Origin of the sequence: Pseudonocardia petroleophila (assembly GCF_014235185.1) — a bacterium.
GTDB lineage: Bacteria > Actinomycetota > Actinomycetes > Mycobacteriales > Pseudonocardiaceae > Pseudonocardia > Pseudonocardia petroleophila.
Genome location: NZ_CP060131.1, coordinates 3,589,318 through 3,604,001 on the forward strand (window position 1 = coordinate 3,589,318; position 14,684 = coordinate 3,604,001).

General features: G+C 74.4%; 15 protein-coding genes. 7 read left to right on the forward strand and 8 right to left on the reverse strand.

Translation table 11 applies throughout. The features are described from left to right. Positions 1-167: 167 nt before the first annotated feature. Positions 168-1,211 (forward strand): alcohol dehydrogenase catalytic domain-containing protein, encoded by a 1,044-nt coding sequence (locus H6H00_RS17920; protein WP_185716905.1) that lies wholly within the window; start codon positions 168-170, stop codon positions 1,209-1,211. 21 nt (positions 1,212-1,232) lie between these two features. On the opposite strand, the gene H6H00_RS17925 is transcribed toward H6H00_RS17920, so the two are convergent. From H6H00_RS17925 to H6H00_RS17935, 3 genes are all read right to left on the reverse strand, one after another. Further along, the gene (locus H6H00_RS17925) at positions 1,233-3,092 is read right to left on the reverse strand and encodes an AAA-type ATPase lid domain-containing protein (RefSeq protein ID WP_185716906.1); all 1,860 of its coding nucleotides are present in this window, start codon (positions 3,090-3,092) and stop codon (positions 1,233-1,235) included. A gap of 123 nt (positions 3,093-3,215) precedes the next feature. Continuing rightward, the gene (locus H6H00_RS17930; protein ID WP_185716907.1) at positions 3,216-3,701 is read right to left on the reverse strand and encodes a peroxiredoxin; all 486 of its coding nucleotides are present in this window, start codon (positions 3,699-3,701) and stop codon (positions 3,216-3,218) included. A 370-nt stretch (positions 3,702-4,071) separates the two neighbouring features. After that, positions 4,072-5,382 carry an HNH endonuclease gene (locus H6H00_RS17935; RefSeq protein WP_185716908.1) on the reverse strand — a complete coding sequence of 437 codons (1,311 nt, stop codon included), beginning with the start codon at positions 5,380-5,382 and terminating at the stop codon, positions 4,072-4,074. A 615-nt stretch (positions 5,383-5,997) separates the two neighbouring features. Between H6H00_RS17935 and H6H00_RS17940 the strand changes: the two genes are divergently transcribed. From H6H00_RS17940 to H6H00_RS17955, 4 genes are all read left to right on the forward strand, one after another. Next, a complete protein-coding gene (locus tag H6H00_RS17940) occupies positions 5,998-6,780 on the forward strand; it encodes a cobalt-precorrin-6A reductase (protein WP_255425239.1) in 783 nt (260 codons plus the stop codon). After that, positions 6,729-7,490, forward strand: coding sequence for a precorrin-6A synthase (deacetylating) (cobF, locus tag H6H00_RS17945; RefSeq protein ID WP_185716910.1), 762 nt, complete (start codon positions 6,729-6,731; stop codon positions 7,488-7,490). Before H6H00_RS17940 ends, cobF begins: the two co-directional genes overlap by 52 nt. A gap of 39 nt (positions 7,491-7,529) precedes the next feature. Then, positions 7,530-8,438: a cation diffusion facilitator family transporter gene (locus H6H00_RS17950; RefSeq protein WP_185716911.1), complete on the forward strand. Its 909-nt coding sequence runs from the start codon at positions 7,530-7,532 to the stop codon at positions 8,436-8,438. A gap of 68 nt (positions 8,439-8,506) precedes the next feature. Further along, complete coding sequence (locus H6H00_RS17955; RefSeq protein ID WP_185716912.1) at positions 8,507-9,088, forward strand: hypothetical protein; 582 nt, start codon at positions 8,507-8,509, stop codon at positions 9,086-9,088. Between the two features lie 4 nt (positions 9,089-9,092). On the opposite strand, the gene H6H00_RS17960 is transcribed toward H6H00_RS17955, so the two are convergent. From H6H00_RS17960 to H6H00_RS17975, 4 genes are all read right to left on the reverse strand, one after another. Beyond that, on the reverse strand, positions 9,093-9,290 hold the full coding sequence (locus tag H6H00_RS17960) for a DUF1059 domain-containing protein (RefSeq protein WP_185716913.1): 198 nt from the start codon (positions 9,288-9,290) through the stop codon (positions 9,093-9,095). Positions 9,291-9,383: 93 nt separating this feature from the next. Continuing rightward, complete coding sequence (locus tag H6H00_RS17965) at positions 9,384-10,004, reverse strand: GNAT family N-acetyltransferase (RefSeq protein ID WP_185716914.1); 621 nt, start codon at positions 10,002-10,004, stop codon at positions 9,384-9,386. Then, a complete protein-coding gene (locus tag H6H00_RS17970) occupies positions 9,991-10,662 on the reverse strand; it encodes a response regulator transcription factor (protein WP_185716915.1) in 672 nt (223 codons plus the stop codon). The genes H6H00_RS17965 and H6H00_RS17970 overlap by 14 nt, the downstream gene beginning before the upstream one ends. Beyond that, complete coding sequence (locus H6H00_RS17975) at positions 10,653-12,686, reverse strand: sensor histidine kinase (protein ID WP_185716916.1); 2,034 nt, start codon at positions 12,684-12,686, stop codon at positions 10,653-10,655. The genes H6H00_RS17970 and H6H00_RS17975 overlap by 10 nt, the downstream gene beginning before the upstream one ends. A 107-nt stretch (positions 12,687-12,793) precedes the next feature. Here H6H00_RS17975 and H6H00_RS17980 point away from each other — a divergent pair, with 107 nt between their 5' ends. Both H6H00_RS17980 and H6H00_RS17985 read left to right on the forward strand, forming a co-directional pair. Beyond that, a complete protein-coding gene (locus H6H00_RS17980) occupies positions 12,794-13,468 on the forward strand; it encodes a hypothetical protein (RefSeq protein WP_185716917.1) in 675 nt (224 codons plus the stop codon). After that, the gene (locus H6H00_RS17985) at positions 13,465-14,340 is read left to right on the forward strand and encodes an SDR family oxidoreductase (protein WP_185716918.1); all 876 of its coding nucleotides are present in this window, start codon (positions 13,465-13,467) and stop codon (positions 14,338-14,340) included. The genes H6H00_RS17980 and H6H00_RS17985 overlap by 4 nt, the downstream gene beginning before the upstream one ends. Positions 14,341-14,354: 14 nt before the next feature. Here the strand turns inward: H6H00_RS17985 and H6H00_RS17990 are convergent, their stop codons facing one another. Next, on the reverse strand, positions 14,355-14,633 hold the full coding sequence (locus tag H6H00_RS17990; protein WP_185716919.1) for a GlsB/YeaQ/YmgE family stress response membrane protein: 279 nt from the start codon (positions 14,631-14,633) through the stop codon (positions 14,355-14,357). Positions 14,634-14,684 lie beyond the last annotated feature (51 nt).

Consider the following 14,684-nt stretch of genomic DNA (forward strand, 5'->3'; position numbering starts at 1 on the left):
CTGCACGTGCGCGGGGTCGCCGCCCGCCGGGGCGGTGTCCCGGACCCGGGACAGCCGGCCCCGGCACCGGCCGGGACGGCCGGGCGATGGTCCGATCCTGGGACAGTGCCGCGTGAGCCGGGCCACTTACGGTCGACCGGATCGGTCGTCGACCCACGGAGGTTCGCATGAAGGCACTCGTCTACCACGGTCCCGGCAACAAGGCCTGGGAGGACGTCCCGGACGCCGTCGTCCAGGACCCCACCGACGTGGTGGTCCGGGTGGACACCACGACGATCTGCGGCACCGACCTGCACATCCTGCAGGGCGACGTCGCCGCCGTGACCGACGGGCGCATCCTCGGCCACGAGGCGGTCGGCACCGTCACCGCGATCGGCGACGCGGTGAAGGGCTTCTCCGTCGGCGACCGCGTGCTGGTCCCGGCGATCACCAAGTGCGGGCGCTGCGAGTACTGCCAGCGCGGCATGCCGTCGCACTGCCAGACCGTCGGCGGCATCGGGTGGATCTTCGGCCACCTCATCGACGGCACGCAGGCCGAGCTCGTCCGCGTGCCCTACGCCGACACCTCGCTCTACCTCGTGCCCGACTCGGTCACCAACGAGCAGGCGATCTTCCTCGCCGACTCGCTGCCCACCGGCTACGAGGTCGGCGTGCTCGCGGGGAACGTCCGGCCCGGTGACACCGTCGCCGTCGTCGGCGCGGGGGCCGTCGGCCTGTCCGCGATCCTCACGACGGGCCTGTGGGGCGCGTCGAAGGTGATCGCGGTCGACTCCAACAAGTTCCGGCTGGAGAAGGCGCTCGAGTTCGGCGCGACCGACGCCGTCGAGGTCGGGCCGGGCACCGTCGCCGACGTCATCGCGCTCACCGACGGCCTCGGCGTCGACGTCTCGATCGAGGCGGTCGGCTACCCGGAGACGCTGCTGACGGCGGCGTCGCTGGTGCGGCCGGGCGGGGTGATCGCCAACATCGGCGTGCACGGCACCCCGGTGGAGCTGCCGATGCAGGACATGTGGATCCAGAACGTCACGATCACGATGGGGCTGGTCGACACCGTCTCGATCCCGACGCTGCTGAAGATGGTGGGCAGCGGGCGGATCCCGGCGGAGAAGATGGGCACCCACTCGTTCACCTTCGACCAGATGGACGAGGCCTACGACGTGTTCAAGAACGCCGCGGCCAACTCCGCCCTCAAGGTGATCATCACCCCGTAGCCGGGTGCGACGCGTTCGGCGTCAGGCGATGTAGCTGATGCCGAACGCGTCGATCTTGCGGTAGAGCGAGGACCGGGCGATGCCCAGCATCGCCGCGGCCCGGTACCGGTTGCCGTTGCACTCGTAGAGCGCCTGGATCACCGCGTCGCACTGCGCGGCCTCCAGCATCGACATCTTCCGGCTGCGGCCCTGGAAGCACAGCTGCGGCAGGTCGCGGGCCTGGATCTCCCCGACGGGCTTGCGCGCCACCACGTAGCGCAGCACGTCCTCCAGCTCGCTGACGTTGCCCGGCCAGGCGTAGCCCTCCAGCACCCGGACGACCTGCAGGCTCAGCCGCAGCGCCCGCCGCCCGGACAGCCGCCGCAGCACCGCCAGCGCGATCTCGCCGATCTCGTCGGCCCGGTAGCGCAGCGCCGGCACGCGCGTGACCTCGTGGAAGTGGCGCAGCAGCAGGCCGTACGGGCGGGTCGCGTCGACGGCGGGGGTGTCGACGCAGCCGACGACCAGCGGCGCCTCCGGCAGCGCGACGAGCGGGCGCAGCGCCTCGTCGAGCCGCCGCGCCCCGACCGGGGTGAGCAGGTTCATCGCGCGCAGCAGCACCAGGCAGGGGCGGCCGTCGGCGGAGCGGGCCAGGTCCGGCTCGGGGACGTCGCCGTCGCCCGCGTACGCCTCGCCGTCGACGGTGACGACCCGCCCCGTCGGGTACGCCGCCCGGAACTGCTCGACGAGCAGCGTGCGCTTGCCGACGCCCGGCTCGCCGATGAGCAGGTGGTTGCGGCCCTGCCGGATGCTCGCGACGACCTCCTGGCGCGCCCGCAGGTACGGCGAGAGCAGCTCGCGGTTGGCCCGGATGCGGGCCTGCGCGTGGTCGTGACGGGTGGTGTGCAGGTCCTGCGCGTAGTCGCGCCGGGTGGTCGGCGCCACGTGCGACCCCTGGCGGCGCACGCTCTCCGGCGGCCGGGGCGCCGCGAGCTCGCCCGCGGGGGAGCCGGTCAGCACGCAGCCCACCGACGTCCCGGCCAGGTGCACCGGGCGCACCCCGATCTCCGCGCACCGCCCCGACGGCAGGTCGACGTGCTGGGTGGTGAAGTCGGCGAGCACCAGGCTGGCCAGCAGCAGGTCGCTGAGCACCCGCTGGTCGCCGGACGGGAGCCGGCGCGCGGCCCCGTTGGTGACGACGTAGTCGCCGTCGGTGGCCAGCACCCAGGACCCGCCCGCGGCGTGCTCGGCGGTGAAGCGGTCGAGGATCGCGCGCGTCACCCGGTGCGGCTCGCCCGCCATCGCCTCGGTGACGCGGTCGGCGAGCATCCGGGCCAGCGGGAGCGCGAGCGCCGTGCGCTCGGTGTCGTGGGACAGGACCGTCAGCGCACCCGCCGTGCCTCCGGTGCGCGGGTCGGTGACGACGGCCGCGGCCTCGGCCAGGCAGGTGAGCTGCGTGTGGAAGTGCTCGACCCCGTCGAGGGCGGTGTCGGCCTGGTCGTGCAGCGCGATCGAGGCCGCCGTGGTGCCCACGGCCCGCTCGCCGTAGCCGTAGCCGGGCACCAGCAGCACCGCGTCGAGCAGCCGGGCCAGCGCGCGGTCGCAGTCGCGGCGGGCGCGCACCACCCCGGCCGGGTCGAGCAGCACGACCGAGCAGCCCGCCCCGGGGTGGCCGGTGGTGAACGCGTCGAGGACGTCGTCGGCGCAGGTGACGAGCCGGGAGACGTCGCGGTGGTGGCCGAGGAAGTGCGCGGTGATCCGCTCGGGGTCGACGGCGTGGGCGCGCGAGCGCTCCCAGGACGCGGCGACGGCCGGGGCGACCAGATCGGGGCCGGGGACGCGGGTGCTGCCGGCGACGAAGGCCCGTCGCGCCGCCTCCACCTCGACCGCCCGCGTCGCCACCGGTCGAGCATAGGTGCGCACCGGTGCACCGGACGTCGCGTGATGAGACTCCACCCCCGTTGCCGCACGGCCACCTCCCCGCAGCGGGACGGCGTGGAGGTGGCCGTGCGGCGATCGGGCGACTCAGAGCTTCTCGAGCACCGACTCCACCGAGCTGCCGGTCACCTCGGTGGGCACGGGCTCGACGAACAGGTCGCTGACGACGCCGTCGCGCAGGATCGCGGCGTAGCGCTGCGAGCGGGTGCCGAGGCCGAAGCCGGTGCCGTCGAGCTCCAGGCCGGCGGCGGTGGCGAACTCCGCGTTGCCGTCACCGAGCATGAGGACCTTGCCGTCGTTGCCGACCGACTCGCCCCACGCGCCGAGCACGAAGGCGTCGTTGACGGCGATGCAGGCGACGGTGTCGACGCCCTTGGCCCGCAGCTCGTCGGCCCGCAGGACGTAGCCGGGGAGGTGGTGGTCGGAGCAGGCCGGCGTGAACGCTCCGGGCACGGCGAACAGCACGACCGTGCCGGTGCCCAGCGCGTCCGTGCTGCTGACCGGGGCGGGGCCGTCGGGGGTCATGGTCATGAGGGTCGCGTCGGGAATGCGGTCGCCGCTGGACAGCGTCACTGGTCCTCCTGAGGTCGGGTTTCGCCGATCATCATGTCCGCACCGGGCCCCGGTTGCCCAGTCGAGGTGCCTGCTCCGTCGGGGTCGCCCGCCCGCCGCTGCCGGGTCGCTCACGGTGTGGAGCGGGTGGCGGGTGCGCCGTCCCGCTCCAGGGCCGCGGCGATTGCGCGGGGCGGTTGCGCGGGGCGGCGGGCTCGCGTGGCGGACCTCCGGTGCGGGCGCGCCGCGCACATCCGGTGGCGGGGCCGGGACCCGGCCCGGTCGTCGAGGCCCGGCGGTGGCTCGTCGTCGGGCCGGGTGGACGGCGGTCGTGCGTCGGCGCCGGGCCGCAACGCCGGAGGTTCCGGATCCGCGACGGAGGTCGTCCTCGTCAAGGAGCCGGCTGGGGTCGGCGGCGTGCCCGGACCGTCCGGTCGTGCCCGCCCGCGCTCGTCCACCCGGCGTGACGTCGTGTCCGTGAACGCCACCGGGCGGCGTCGGTGCTCCTGCGCACCTCCGATCGACGAGGTCTCCCGGGACAGATCCGGGAGAGGTGCTCCGCACCGGTGGGCGTCGTCGTCGTGACCACTCCGTCGGCGATCTCGACGGTCCATCCCGCGGTTTCCCGGACGTGGTTGTGGAATGCGCACAATCCGCGTCCATTGGTGAACTCGGTGCGGCCACCGTCTTTCCAGCGGCGGATGTGGTCGATGTGGCGGATCGGGGCGTCGCAGTACGGTTCACGGCAGCGATGCCCGTCCCGGGCCCGGATCAACGCGGCCAACCGCCCGGTGAACAGGCGGCTGCGGGAGTCCCCGCCGATCACCACTCCGTCGCGGGTGATCAGCCGTCGCCAGGTCCTCCGGCCACCGCCGGTGGTGAGGAGCTCGACCGGGACGGGGCCGTGGCCGGCGATCTGCGCGGGCAGCGGGCTGTCCGGATCGATCAGAGCCTCGACCGGGACCAGCACCTGGATCTCGATGTTCACGTCCCGGGCGGTGGCCTGTCCGGTGAGGCGTTCGACGAGGGTGTCGGCCAGGATCTGACCGCGCCCCCGGGTGACCGGTTCGGGCCGCACCGCCACCTCGTTCACCGCGGCGGCGAGGGCGGCGTAGCAGGCCACGGCCTCCTCGACGGGCAGGTGGGCGGTCAGATCGGCCATCCCGTCGGCGGCGGGGCGGACCGACACCCGGCGGCCGGTGCGGGCGGCCCGGCAGCGGGCGGTGAACTTCTCCGGGGCGACCTGGGCGGCGAGGGACCGGGTGAGGTCGTGGATCCGGCGCACGCCGAGGGCCTCGACCCGGCGATCGGCCAGCTCCTGATCGACCTCGGCCCGCTCGGCGGGTGAGAGGTGCGCGGTGGCCGCGACGATGGTCGCGGTCTGGTACTCGCTGAGCCGTCCGGCGGCGAAGAGTTCCCGGACCCGCGTGTGCCCGGCGTGCAGGTCCCGCGCGATCCGGACCCGGCGTCGACCTTCGGTGGGCGACACCCGGCAGGCCAACCCGACCTGGGCGGCGATGCTGCGTTCCAGTGCCTCTGGGTCGACGTCACCGGCCGCGGTCTGCGATTCGGCGTGTGCAATCGCGAATGCCAGAACGGCCTCGGACTGTTCGGCGGCGATGGCCGCTTTCCGTTCTTCGAGCAGCGCGATCCGTTCGACGAGCGCCGCCTCGGTCGGCGGTTCAGAACGGGCGGTGGACATATCTGCATACTACCAAGAAACGTCGGATCATGCGAACATGTGTTCGACTGAGGATCTGCACGGATCACGTGTCCACAGCCGGTAGGGAGTCGGCCGGTGGCGCAGATCGCGTGCCGATCCAGCAGGGTCCGCCCCGCTCCGCGATCAGGGGTGTGTCGGTGACCGGGCCGGCACAGTCCTCCGGTCCCCCCAGCGAACTCGGCGCGGGCTCGGACGTCTCCCGGCGAGTTGTCCGCGGCGCGAGCGAGTGACGGCGGCTCCCGTGCAGGGCAGCTCACGGCTCCGCATTCGCGACCTGCAGTTCCGGGCCTTCGTGCCCGCGGCTCGGCGGCCCCAACGCTCTCTGTCCCGGCCCGGTGGCCCCGCCCCGGCCCCTGGGCCCGGCGACCCCGCCTCCGCGACCCCGCCTCCGCGACCCCGCCTCCGCGACCCCGCCTCCGCGACCCGCCCCCGACCCCGATACGAGCCCGCCGGATGTGCGCCTCCGGTCCGCCGGGTGAGCCTCTACCGCCTGCCGCACGATCACCCCCACGCGACGGCCGCCAGCACCCCGCGCGCCGCCGAGGCGGCGCCGCCCCCGCTGCGCCCCCCGGCGGGAGCGGCGAGGATGGGGCCGTGGACCGCACCGTGCTCGTCCTCGGCGGCACGGCCGAGGCGCGCCGGCTGGCCTCCGGGCTGGTCGGCGAGCCGGGGGTGCATGTCGTCACGTCGCTGGCCGGGCGGGTCCGGCAGCCGCTGCTCCCGGAGGGGGAGGTCCGGGTCGGCGGGTTCGGCGGGCCCGACGCCCTCGCGGCCTGGCTGGGGGAGCACGGGGTCGTCGCCGTCGTCGACGCCACCCATCCGTTCGCGGCGCGGATCAGCGCGAACGCGGCCGCGGCGACGGCCGCGGCCGGGGTGCCGCTGGTCGTGCTGCGCCGACCCGGATGGGTGCCGGAGCCGGGGTGGACCGTCGTCGGCTCGCTCGACGCGGCCGCGGCCGCGCTCCCGGGCCTGGGGGAGCGGGTGTTCCTGACGACCGGCCGCGGCGGGCTCGCCGCGTTCGCCGACTCGGACCTGTGGTTCCTCGTCCGCTCGATCGACGCGCCCACCCCGCCCGCGCCGCGCCGGATGGAGACGGTGCTCGCCCGCGGCCCGTTCACCGTCGCCGACGAGCGCGACCTGCTGCGCGCCCACGCGATCGACGTGCTCGTCACCAAGGACAGCGGCGGGCCCGCGGCCAAGCTGGAGGCCGCCCGCGCGGAGGGGGTGCCGGTGCTCGTGGTCGCCCGCCCGCCCGTCCCGGCCGAGGTCGAGGTGGTCGAGACCGTGGCCGGGGCCCGGAGCTGGGTGCGGGATACCGTCGCCCGGTGCGCACCGTCTACGTCATCGGCATCGGCGCGGGCGATCCCGAGCACCTGACCCTGGCCGCCGTCTCCGCGATGAACCGCGTCGACGTGTTCTTCACGATCGACAAGGGCGAGGCGAAGTCCGATCTCGCGGGCCTGCGGGCGGAGCTGCTGGAGCGCCACGTCGCCCGTCCGCACCGGGTCGTGGTCGCCCCGGACCCGCCCCGGGACCGGCGGGCGGCCGCGTACACCGACGCGGTCGTCGACTGGCAGGGCCGCCGCGAGGCCGTCTACGCGGAGATGATCGAGGCCGAGCTGCCCGGTGACGGCGTCGGCGGCTTCCTCGTCTGGGGCGACCCCGCGCTCTACGACGGCACGCTGCGCATCCTGGAGGCCATCGCGGAGCGCACCCCGCTGGAGATCGTGTCGGTCCCCGGGATCAGCAGCGTGCAGGTGCTCGCGGCCCGGCACCGGCTGATCCTCAACCGCGTCGGCTCGCCGTTCCTGGTGACGACGGGGCGTCGGCTCGCCGCCGGGGGCATGCCCGCCGACGTCGACGACGTGGTGGTCATGCTCGACAGCGGCAACGCGTTCGCCGCCCTGCCCGACCGCGACCTCGACATCTACTGGGGCGCCTACCTCGGCACCTCCGACGAGGTGCTCGTCCGCGGCGACCTGCACGCGGTGCGGGACCGGATCGTCGCCCTGTTCGCGGAGCACCGCGCCCGCAAGGGCTGGATCATGGACACCTACCTGCTGCGCCGCCGCCTCCCCGCGGGGTGACGTAGACATGCACGGATGCGCATGAGTACCGTGTCGGCCATGGGTCACGGGCACGGTCACGGGCACTCCGCCGACACCGACCGCCGGCGTCTGGCGATCGCCCTCGCGATCACGCTGCTCACCGCCGTCGTCGGGGCGGTCGGGGCCGTCATCGTCGGGTCGCTCGCCCTGCTCGCCGATCTCGGGCACCTGCTCACCGACGCCGGGGCGCTCGCCGCCGCGTTCGTCGCCTCGATCCTCGCCCAGCGCCCCGCCAACGCCCGGCGGACGTTCGGGCTCGGGCGGGTCGAGGTGCTGGTGGCGGGGATCAACGCCATCACGCTGGTGGCCGTCGTCGTCTGGGTGGCGGTGGAGGGCGTCGGGCGGCTCGTCGAACCCGCCGACGTGCCGGGCCTGCCGCTGCTGGTCGTCGGCGCGCTCGGGCTGGTCGGCAACCTCGTCTCGCTGGTCGTGCTCGCCGGGGGCGACCGCCGCAACATGAACATGCGCGGCGCGATGCTGCACGTGCTCGGCGACGCGCTCGGCTCCGTCGGCGTGCTCGCCGCCGCCGTCGTGCTGCTGCTCACCGGCTGGCCCTACGCCGACACCGTGGCCTCGCTGTTCATCGTCGCGCTGATCCTGCCGCGCACGGTCGGGCTGCTCCGCGAGGTCGGGCACGTCCTGCTGGAGGGTGCGCCGCGCGGGATCGACACCGCCGAGGTCCACGACGCGCTGCTCGACGTCCCCGGCGTCCGGGACGTGCACGAGCTGCACGTCTGGTCGATCAACGACCGGCGGCCGTCGGTGTCGGCGCACCTGGTCGTCGACGAGGCCGTCCACGTCCGCTGCGGCGAGGCGTCGGTGCTCGACTGCGCGGCGGGCGTGCTGCGCGAGCGCTTCGGCCTCGACCACAGCACGCTGCAGATCGAGCAGGACGACCACGTCGACCACGAGGACCACTGCCACTGACCCGACGGTCGGTGGACGCGCGCGGTGCGGTCGGCGACACTTCCCGCAGCCGAGCGTCGTGGAGGAGCATGCGCGTCCCGGTCCACGACCCCGCGCAGCCGGGCGGACCCGAGCTGGGCAGGCGCGAGCTGGCGCGGGTGCTCCTGCTCGCCGTCGCCGCGGTGGCCGCCACGGCGTGCGACGACGGGCCGGGCGGCGGCGTCGCGGGCCTGGACGCGCTGGCGGCGGAGGTCGTCGCCGACACCCCCGACCTCGCCGCGCTGCTGGCCCGGCTGCGTCCGGATCCCGCGGACGTCGCCGAGGTCTTCGCGGCCGACACGGTCGTCGCGGCCGTCCGGCACTACGACGGCTACTGGCTGCACCCGCGCGTGGTCCCGCCGACCCGCACCCAGACCGCGCACCGCGTGACCTCGGTCGGCGTCGAGGAGCTCGCCGCCGGCACGGGCGCGGCGGCGACCTTCCCCAGCGGCTACCGCGACGTCGCCCCGCACCTGCGGCCCGGGCTCGTCCTGCACCGGATCACCTTCACCGAGCCCGGCGCCGCGTCCGGCATCGACGTCGACGCGCTGGTCCTCGTGCGCGGGCGCTGGCGGCTGTTCCCGACGCCGTGGTTCGTCCTGCTCGTCGACGACCCCGGGCACCGGCACTGACCGGTCAGGCCATCGCGGTCTCGACCGGCTTGAGTCCACCACGGATGCCCTCGCGGAGTTCGGGGGAGTCCGCGTGGCCGTGCTTGCTCGTGGCGTGCAGCACCGCGGCGTCCAGCAGGTCGTCGACGTCGTCCCCGGCGATCGCGAGCGTGCAGTTGCTGTCGCTGGGCACGTCCCTGCAGTCGATCATCATGCGAGCCATGGGGGTTCCTCCTGGTCAGAGGTCTGAATGTGAGGCGACTCACACTACGCCGGGTCGCAACCGCCGGACGGCCCACGCGGCACTGCGTCGGGATCACCCAGCCGGACTCCGCGAACCATCGTCGCGGCCCGTGGCGGTCAGGCTGCGGCGGAGTCGTCGCTCGTGCAGCTCGACACCGCCGGGTCCGCGGTCGACCTGGGTCCGGCCGGTGTCGATCCAGCCGTGGCGGTGGTAGAAGCGCAATGCGCGTTCGTTGGTCGCGAGGACCCACAGGCCGGCGTGGGTGCAGCCGCCCGACCGGAGGCGGTCGAGGGCGGCGGCGTGCAGCCGGGTCCCGAGACCCCGGCTCCAGAGGTCGGGGTCGAGGTAGAGCGCGTAGAGGTCGCCGACGGTGGGGTCGCCGCGGTCGGCCGGCACGAGGGGCGGCCCGGTCGCCGCGACGCCGACGACGACGGGTCCGATCGTCGCGACGACGGTCCGGGTGCGTGGTGGGCCGGTCAGGATCTCCGACCAGAGCCGTTCCCGGTCGGGGACGGACAGGTCGGCGAGGACGTCGTCGGGGAGCTGGCCGCGGTAGGCGACGCGCCAGGAGCGCACGATGACGGTGGCGACGGCGTGGGCGTCGGCCGGTGTCGCGTCCCGGAGCTCGGCCGTGTCGGCGCTCCCGGGGAGAGGGCGCGCCGACCCGCGACCCGTGCCGTCACCGTCGGACATCGCGGGACGGGGTCTGGCCGCGCAGGAACCGCAGCACCGCCAGCACCCGCCGGTGCGAGCGCTCGTCGGCGTCGAGGTCGAGCTTGGTGAAGATGCTGCGGACGTGCCCCTCGACGGTCTTGGCGCTCAGGTGCAGGTCCGCGCAGAGGCCGGCGTTGGTGAGGCCCTGCGCCATGAGGGCGAGCACCTCGCGCTCGCGTGCGCTGAGCCGGTCGAGCGGGTCGTCGCGGCGGCGCCGGGCGACCAGCCGACCCACGAGCTCGGAGTCGAGGACGACGTCACCGCCGGCCACGCGCCGTACGTCGGCGGCGAACGCGGTGAGGTCGAACACCCGGTCCTTGAGCAGGTAGCCCACACCCCCGTCGAAGTCGGTCATGAGCCGCAGCGCGTGATGGACCTCCACGTGCTGGGACAGCAGCATCAGTCCGACGGACGGCGCGAACGCGCGGATCTCGGCGGCGGCGTCGATGCCCTCGGCGGCGAACCCGGGCGGCATCCGCAGGTCGATCACGGCGACGTCGGGAGGCTCGTACCGGACGAGGTCGACGAGTGACGGTGCGTCGCCGGCCTGGCCGACCACCTCGAAGCCGGAGTCGGTGAGTATCCGCGCCAGCCCCTCGCGCAGGAGCACGGCGTCGTCGGCGAGGACTACCCGCACGTCAGCTCCGCCCGGACCGTGGTCCCCCCGCCGGGTGGGCTCACGACCTGCAGCCGCGCGCCGAGGGCGGAGAGCCGGTCGGCGAGCCCGTGCAGACCGCCACCGGGTTCGAGCTCGGCGCCTCCGGCCCCGTCGTCGCTCACCTCGACGGTGAGGCGGTCTCCGTCGAGCGACACGTCGACGTCGACGACGCTCGCGCCGGCGTGGCGGGCCGCGTTGGTCAGCGCCTCGCTGACCAGGAAGTAGGCGGTGGCCTCGACCTCGGGGGGTGGTCTCCGGTCGAGATCGACGTGGAGCCGGACGAGGACCGGTGACCGGTCGACGAGGTTGGCCAGGGCGGCGTCGAGCCCGTCCAGGGTGAGCACCGCCGGGTGCAGCCCGCGTGCCGTGTCGCGCAGCTCGGCGGTCGCGTCCAGCAGCTGCCGGCGGGCGTGCTCGGCCTCCCGCACCAGGTCGGGACAGCCCGTCGCCGCTGCGCGCTCGACCATCGCTCCGAGCGCCATGCCGAGCGACACCAGCCGCTGCTGGACCCCGTCGTGGAGGTTGCGCTCGATCCGACGCCGCGCCGAGTCCTCGGCCGTGACGATCCGGCGGGCCGCCGCCTGCAGCTCGGAGGCCTGGCGGGCGACCTGCTCGAGGCGGGCCCGGTGGTCGATGACGAGCCCGGTCTGCGCGACCAGGTCGCCCAGGAGCCGGTCCTCGGCCGGTGTCAGCGGCACACCCGGCGTCGTGGTCAGCACGAGCGCCCCCTGCACGACGCCGTCGTGGCGGACCGGTCGCACCAGCTCGCGGCGGCTCCCGAGCTCGGCGAGCGAGCGCGGACCCACGGGTGGCCGTGCGGGCCACGCGGCGACCGCCTGCATGCGCTCCGCGTCACCGACCCACACCACGACCTCGGAGGCGCCGACGCCGCCCCCGATCGTGGCGGCGAGGCCCACCAGCAGCCCCTCGTCGTTGCGGGACAGCTGGGCGGAGAGCCGCGAGAGCGTCTCGTACGGCGTGACCCGCCGGCCGTAGACGAGCCGATCGGCCAGGGCCTGGGCGCGTCGTCGAACGGGCTCGAACGCGACCGCCACCGCCGCCGTCGCGACGAGGGCCAGCACCCGGTCCGACACCGGGACCAGCGCACCCGCCCCGACCACCACGCCGACGTAGCCGACGGAGATCAGCAGCACCATCGCGCCGCCGACGAGGGTCTTGTTGATCACCGGGTCGATGTCGTAGAGCCGGTACCGGACGATCGCCACCCCCGCCGCGAGCGGCACCAGCGGGAGCGTGAGCAACCCGGGCAGCGGCGTGCCCCATGCGAGGTCCCCGGTGACCAGGACCAGCACCGACACGGTCACGGCGAACACGAACCAGCGCAGCTGACGGGCCTCGTCGCCGTCGGCCCGGCGCAGCCGGACGACGACCGCCGCGGCCCACAGGACCTGGAACCCCACGTAGCAGGTGAGCATCAGCGGCGCGGCGACGGTCCGGGCGGCGTCCGCACCGCCGATGTCGAACGGGAAGGTGAGGCCGCCGCGGCGCCAGTCGTCCTCGATCGGCCACAGGGCCGACGCGAACGCGACCAGGATCGCCAGCCCGACCATGGCGAAGGACGCGGCCCGCCACCGCCGCGACAGGTGCCGCCCGGTCGGGAACACCATCACCGCGACGCCGGCGGCCGCCATCACCAGCGGCACCAGCCAGATCGACACCCACGCCAGCCACGCACCTCCGGGCAGCGCGGGGCTGTGCAGTCCGGCCTGGCGGCCGAAGAACATGAGCGCGGACGCCACCCCGAGCCCGACGAAGAGCAGCCCCACGCGGTGCGCGGGCCGCGCGCGGAGCACGTAGAGCCCGACACCGGCGAAGGTGAGCGCGAGCAACGCGTTGTGCAGGTTGCCGACGTGGAAGTCCAGCGTCGCGCCGTACGCGACCAGCCCGAGCACGAGCAGGCCCAGGCTGCCGACCGCAGCCTCCCGCGCGAGCGGGGGCACGTCGTCGTACCCCGCCCGGTCGGCGGCGAGGGCCGGGTTCATGTCGAGATGGTGGCACGGACCGGGCCTCGGTTGACCAGGGCTGACCCTGGAAACGGTCCCGGGTCCGCACGCATGTGCGGTGAGCGGGTTCGGCGGAGCGTGGGCGCATGACCACTTCCCCTCAGTCCCGCACCACCGCTCCGACCACCCCACCCCTCCACCGCACCGGGTACGTGCTGCTGATCGCCGGCGGCACCGCGTTCTTCGCCGGGGGCCCGCTGCACCCCGCGGGCAGCGACGGGGGCGACAAGACCGAGCAGCTGCACTCGATGCTCGTCGACGCCGCGTGGTACCCCGCCCACCTCGTCTCGCTGCTGGGCTTCGTCTGCGTCGCCGCCGGCCTGCTCGCGCTGCGGCGCGACCCGACGCTCCGGGAGCGCCTCGGCAGGCTGCTGCCGGTCAGCGCGGTGGTCGCCGTCGTCGCCGCGCTCGGCGCCGTGGTCCACCTCTTCGCCGCCACCCAGGCCGCCGAACTCGAGCGCGGTGTCACGACGCCGCTGGTCGGCGCCTTCATGGGGGTCGAGACCGTCGTCAACCCCGCATGGGGCCTGATGATCGCCGCACTGGCCGTCGTCGGGGGCCTCACCCGCTCACTCGGCAACCGGATCGTCCTCGCCCTCGGCCTGATCGGCGGCCTCGCGTTCGCCGTCGCCACCGCCACGATCGCCGTCGTCGACACCTTCGACCCGCTGTTCCCCGTCGCGGGCCTGGCCGGTGTCTGGCTGGTCGCCACCGGGGTCGTCGGCCTCTCCCGCAGGTCGCAGCAGGAGGCCTCGTCATGAGCGCTCGGACCGTCCTCGTCACCGGCGCCGGCCGCGGCATCGGCCGAGCCATCGCCCTCCACCTGGCCCGCTCGGGGTGGCGGGTGTTCGGCGGCGTCCGCACCGACGTCGCCGCCGAGGAGCTGACCGCGGAGTCCGACCTGATCACGCCGGTCGAGCTCGACGTCACCGTCCCCGGGCACCTGGTCGCGCTCGACCGTGCGCTCCCCGAGCGGCTCGACGCCCTGGTCAACAACGCGGGTGCCGCGGTCGCCGGCCCGATCGAGACGTTGTCCTCCGCCGACATGCACCGCCAGTTCGACGTGAACCTGATCGGGCCGCTCGCGCTGACCCGGGCGTTGCTGCCCCGGCTGCGGGAGGCCCGAGGCCGCGTGGTCTTCATCTCCTCGATCAACGGCAGGGTGTCGTTCCCGTTCACCGGGATCTACAACGCCTCGAAGTACGCGACCGAGGCCGTGGCCGACTGCCTGCGGGTCGAGCTGCGTCCCTTCGGCGTCCAGGTCGGTCTCGTCGAGCCGGGAGTCATCGACACCGAACCGTGGCATCGGATGGACCAGCTGATCGACGAGCTCGAGGCCGACCTCGACGGCCCCCACCGGGCGCTCTACGCGCCGCACTTCGCCGGCGAGCGCCGGCTGATCGGAAAGATCCGCAAGAACGCCAAGCCGCCCCAGCGGGTCGCCGTCGCCGTGGAACGGCAGCTGACCCGGCGACGGATGCGACCGCGCGCCCTGGTGGGCGCAGACGCCCGGTTCATCCTCGGGATGAAGGCGCTGCTGCCGAGCCGCGGACTCGACGCGGTGTGGGCTCAGGGCATCGGTGTCCGAGCCGGGACCGAGGAGTCCACCCTCGGTCCCGGAAGGGACGCATGATCTCGCCGGTGGACTCAGCGAGCGACGCCGCGCCGGCCGTAGGTGCCGGAGACGATGGCGACACCGATGACCGCGAGGACGAGCTGGACGATGAGCTCGATCCAGTCGATGCCGTTGGTCGCTGTCGGCAGGCCGAGGGCGCGGGCCAGGAAGGTCCCGAGGAGTGCGGCGACGATTCCCACCACGATGGTCAGCCAGATCGGGATGTTCTGCTTACCCGGAAGAATGAGCCGCGCCAGAACGCCGATGATCGCGCCGATGACGATCGCAGTGATGATGCCGGTGACGGTCATGATGATTCTTTCCTCTACCTGATGAGACCTCTGCTCGCTGCAGGGCATGCA

What these genes read in the sequence shown, in the direction of transcription:
- H6H00_RS17985 (WP_185716918.1), top strand. Translation starts at nt 13,465, where the DNA reads ATGAGCGCTCGGACCGTCCTCGTCACCGGCGCCGGCCGCGGCATCGGC.
- H6H00_RS17950 (WP_185716911.1), top strand. Translation starts at nt 7,530, where the DNA reads ATGGGTCACGGGCACGGTCACGGGCACTCCGCCGACACCGACCGCCGG.
- H6H00_RS17920 (WP_185716905.1), top strand. Translation starts at nt 168, where the DNA reads ATGAAGGCACTCGTCTACCACGGTCCCGGCAACAAGGCCTGGGAGGAC.
- H6H00_RS17960 (WP_185716913.1), bottom strand. Translation starts at nt 9,290, where the DNA reads ATGGCTCGCATGATGATCGACTGCAGGGACGTGCCCAGCGACAGCAAC.
- H6H00_RS17990 (WP_185716919.1), bottom strand. Translation starts at nt 14,633, where the DNA reads ATGACCGTCACCGGCATCATCACTGCGATCGTCATCGGCGCGATCATC.
- H6H00_RS17965 (WP_185716914.1), bottom strand. Translation starts at nt 10,004, where the DNA reads ATGTCCGACGGTGACGGCACGGGTCGCGGGTCGGCGCGCCCTCTCCCC.
- H6H00_RS17955 (WP_185716912.1), top strand. Translation starts at nt 8,507, where the DNA reads ATGCGCGTCCCGGTCCACGACCCCGCGCAGCCGGGCGGACCCGAGCTG.
- H6H00_RS17935 (WP_185716908.1), bottom strand. Translation starts at nt 5,382, where the DNA reads ATGTCCACCGCCCGTTCTGAACCGCCGACCGAGGCGGCGCTCGTCGAA.
- H6H00_RS17975 (WP_185716916.1), bottom strand. Translation starts at nt 12,686, where the DNA reads ATGAACCCGGCCCTCGCCGCCGACCGGGCGGGGTACGACGACGTGCCC.
- H6H00_RS17980 (WP_185716917.1), top strand. Translation starts at nt 12,794, where the DNA reads ATGACCACTTCCCCTCAGTCCCGCACCACCGCTCCGACCACCCCACCC.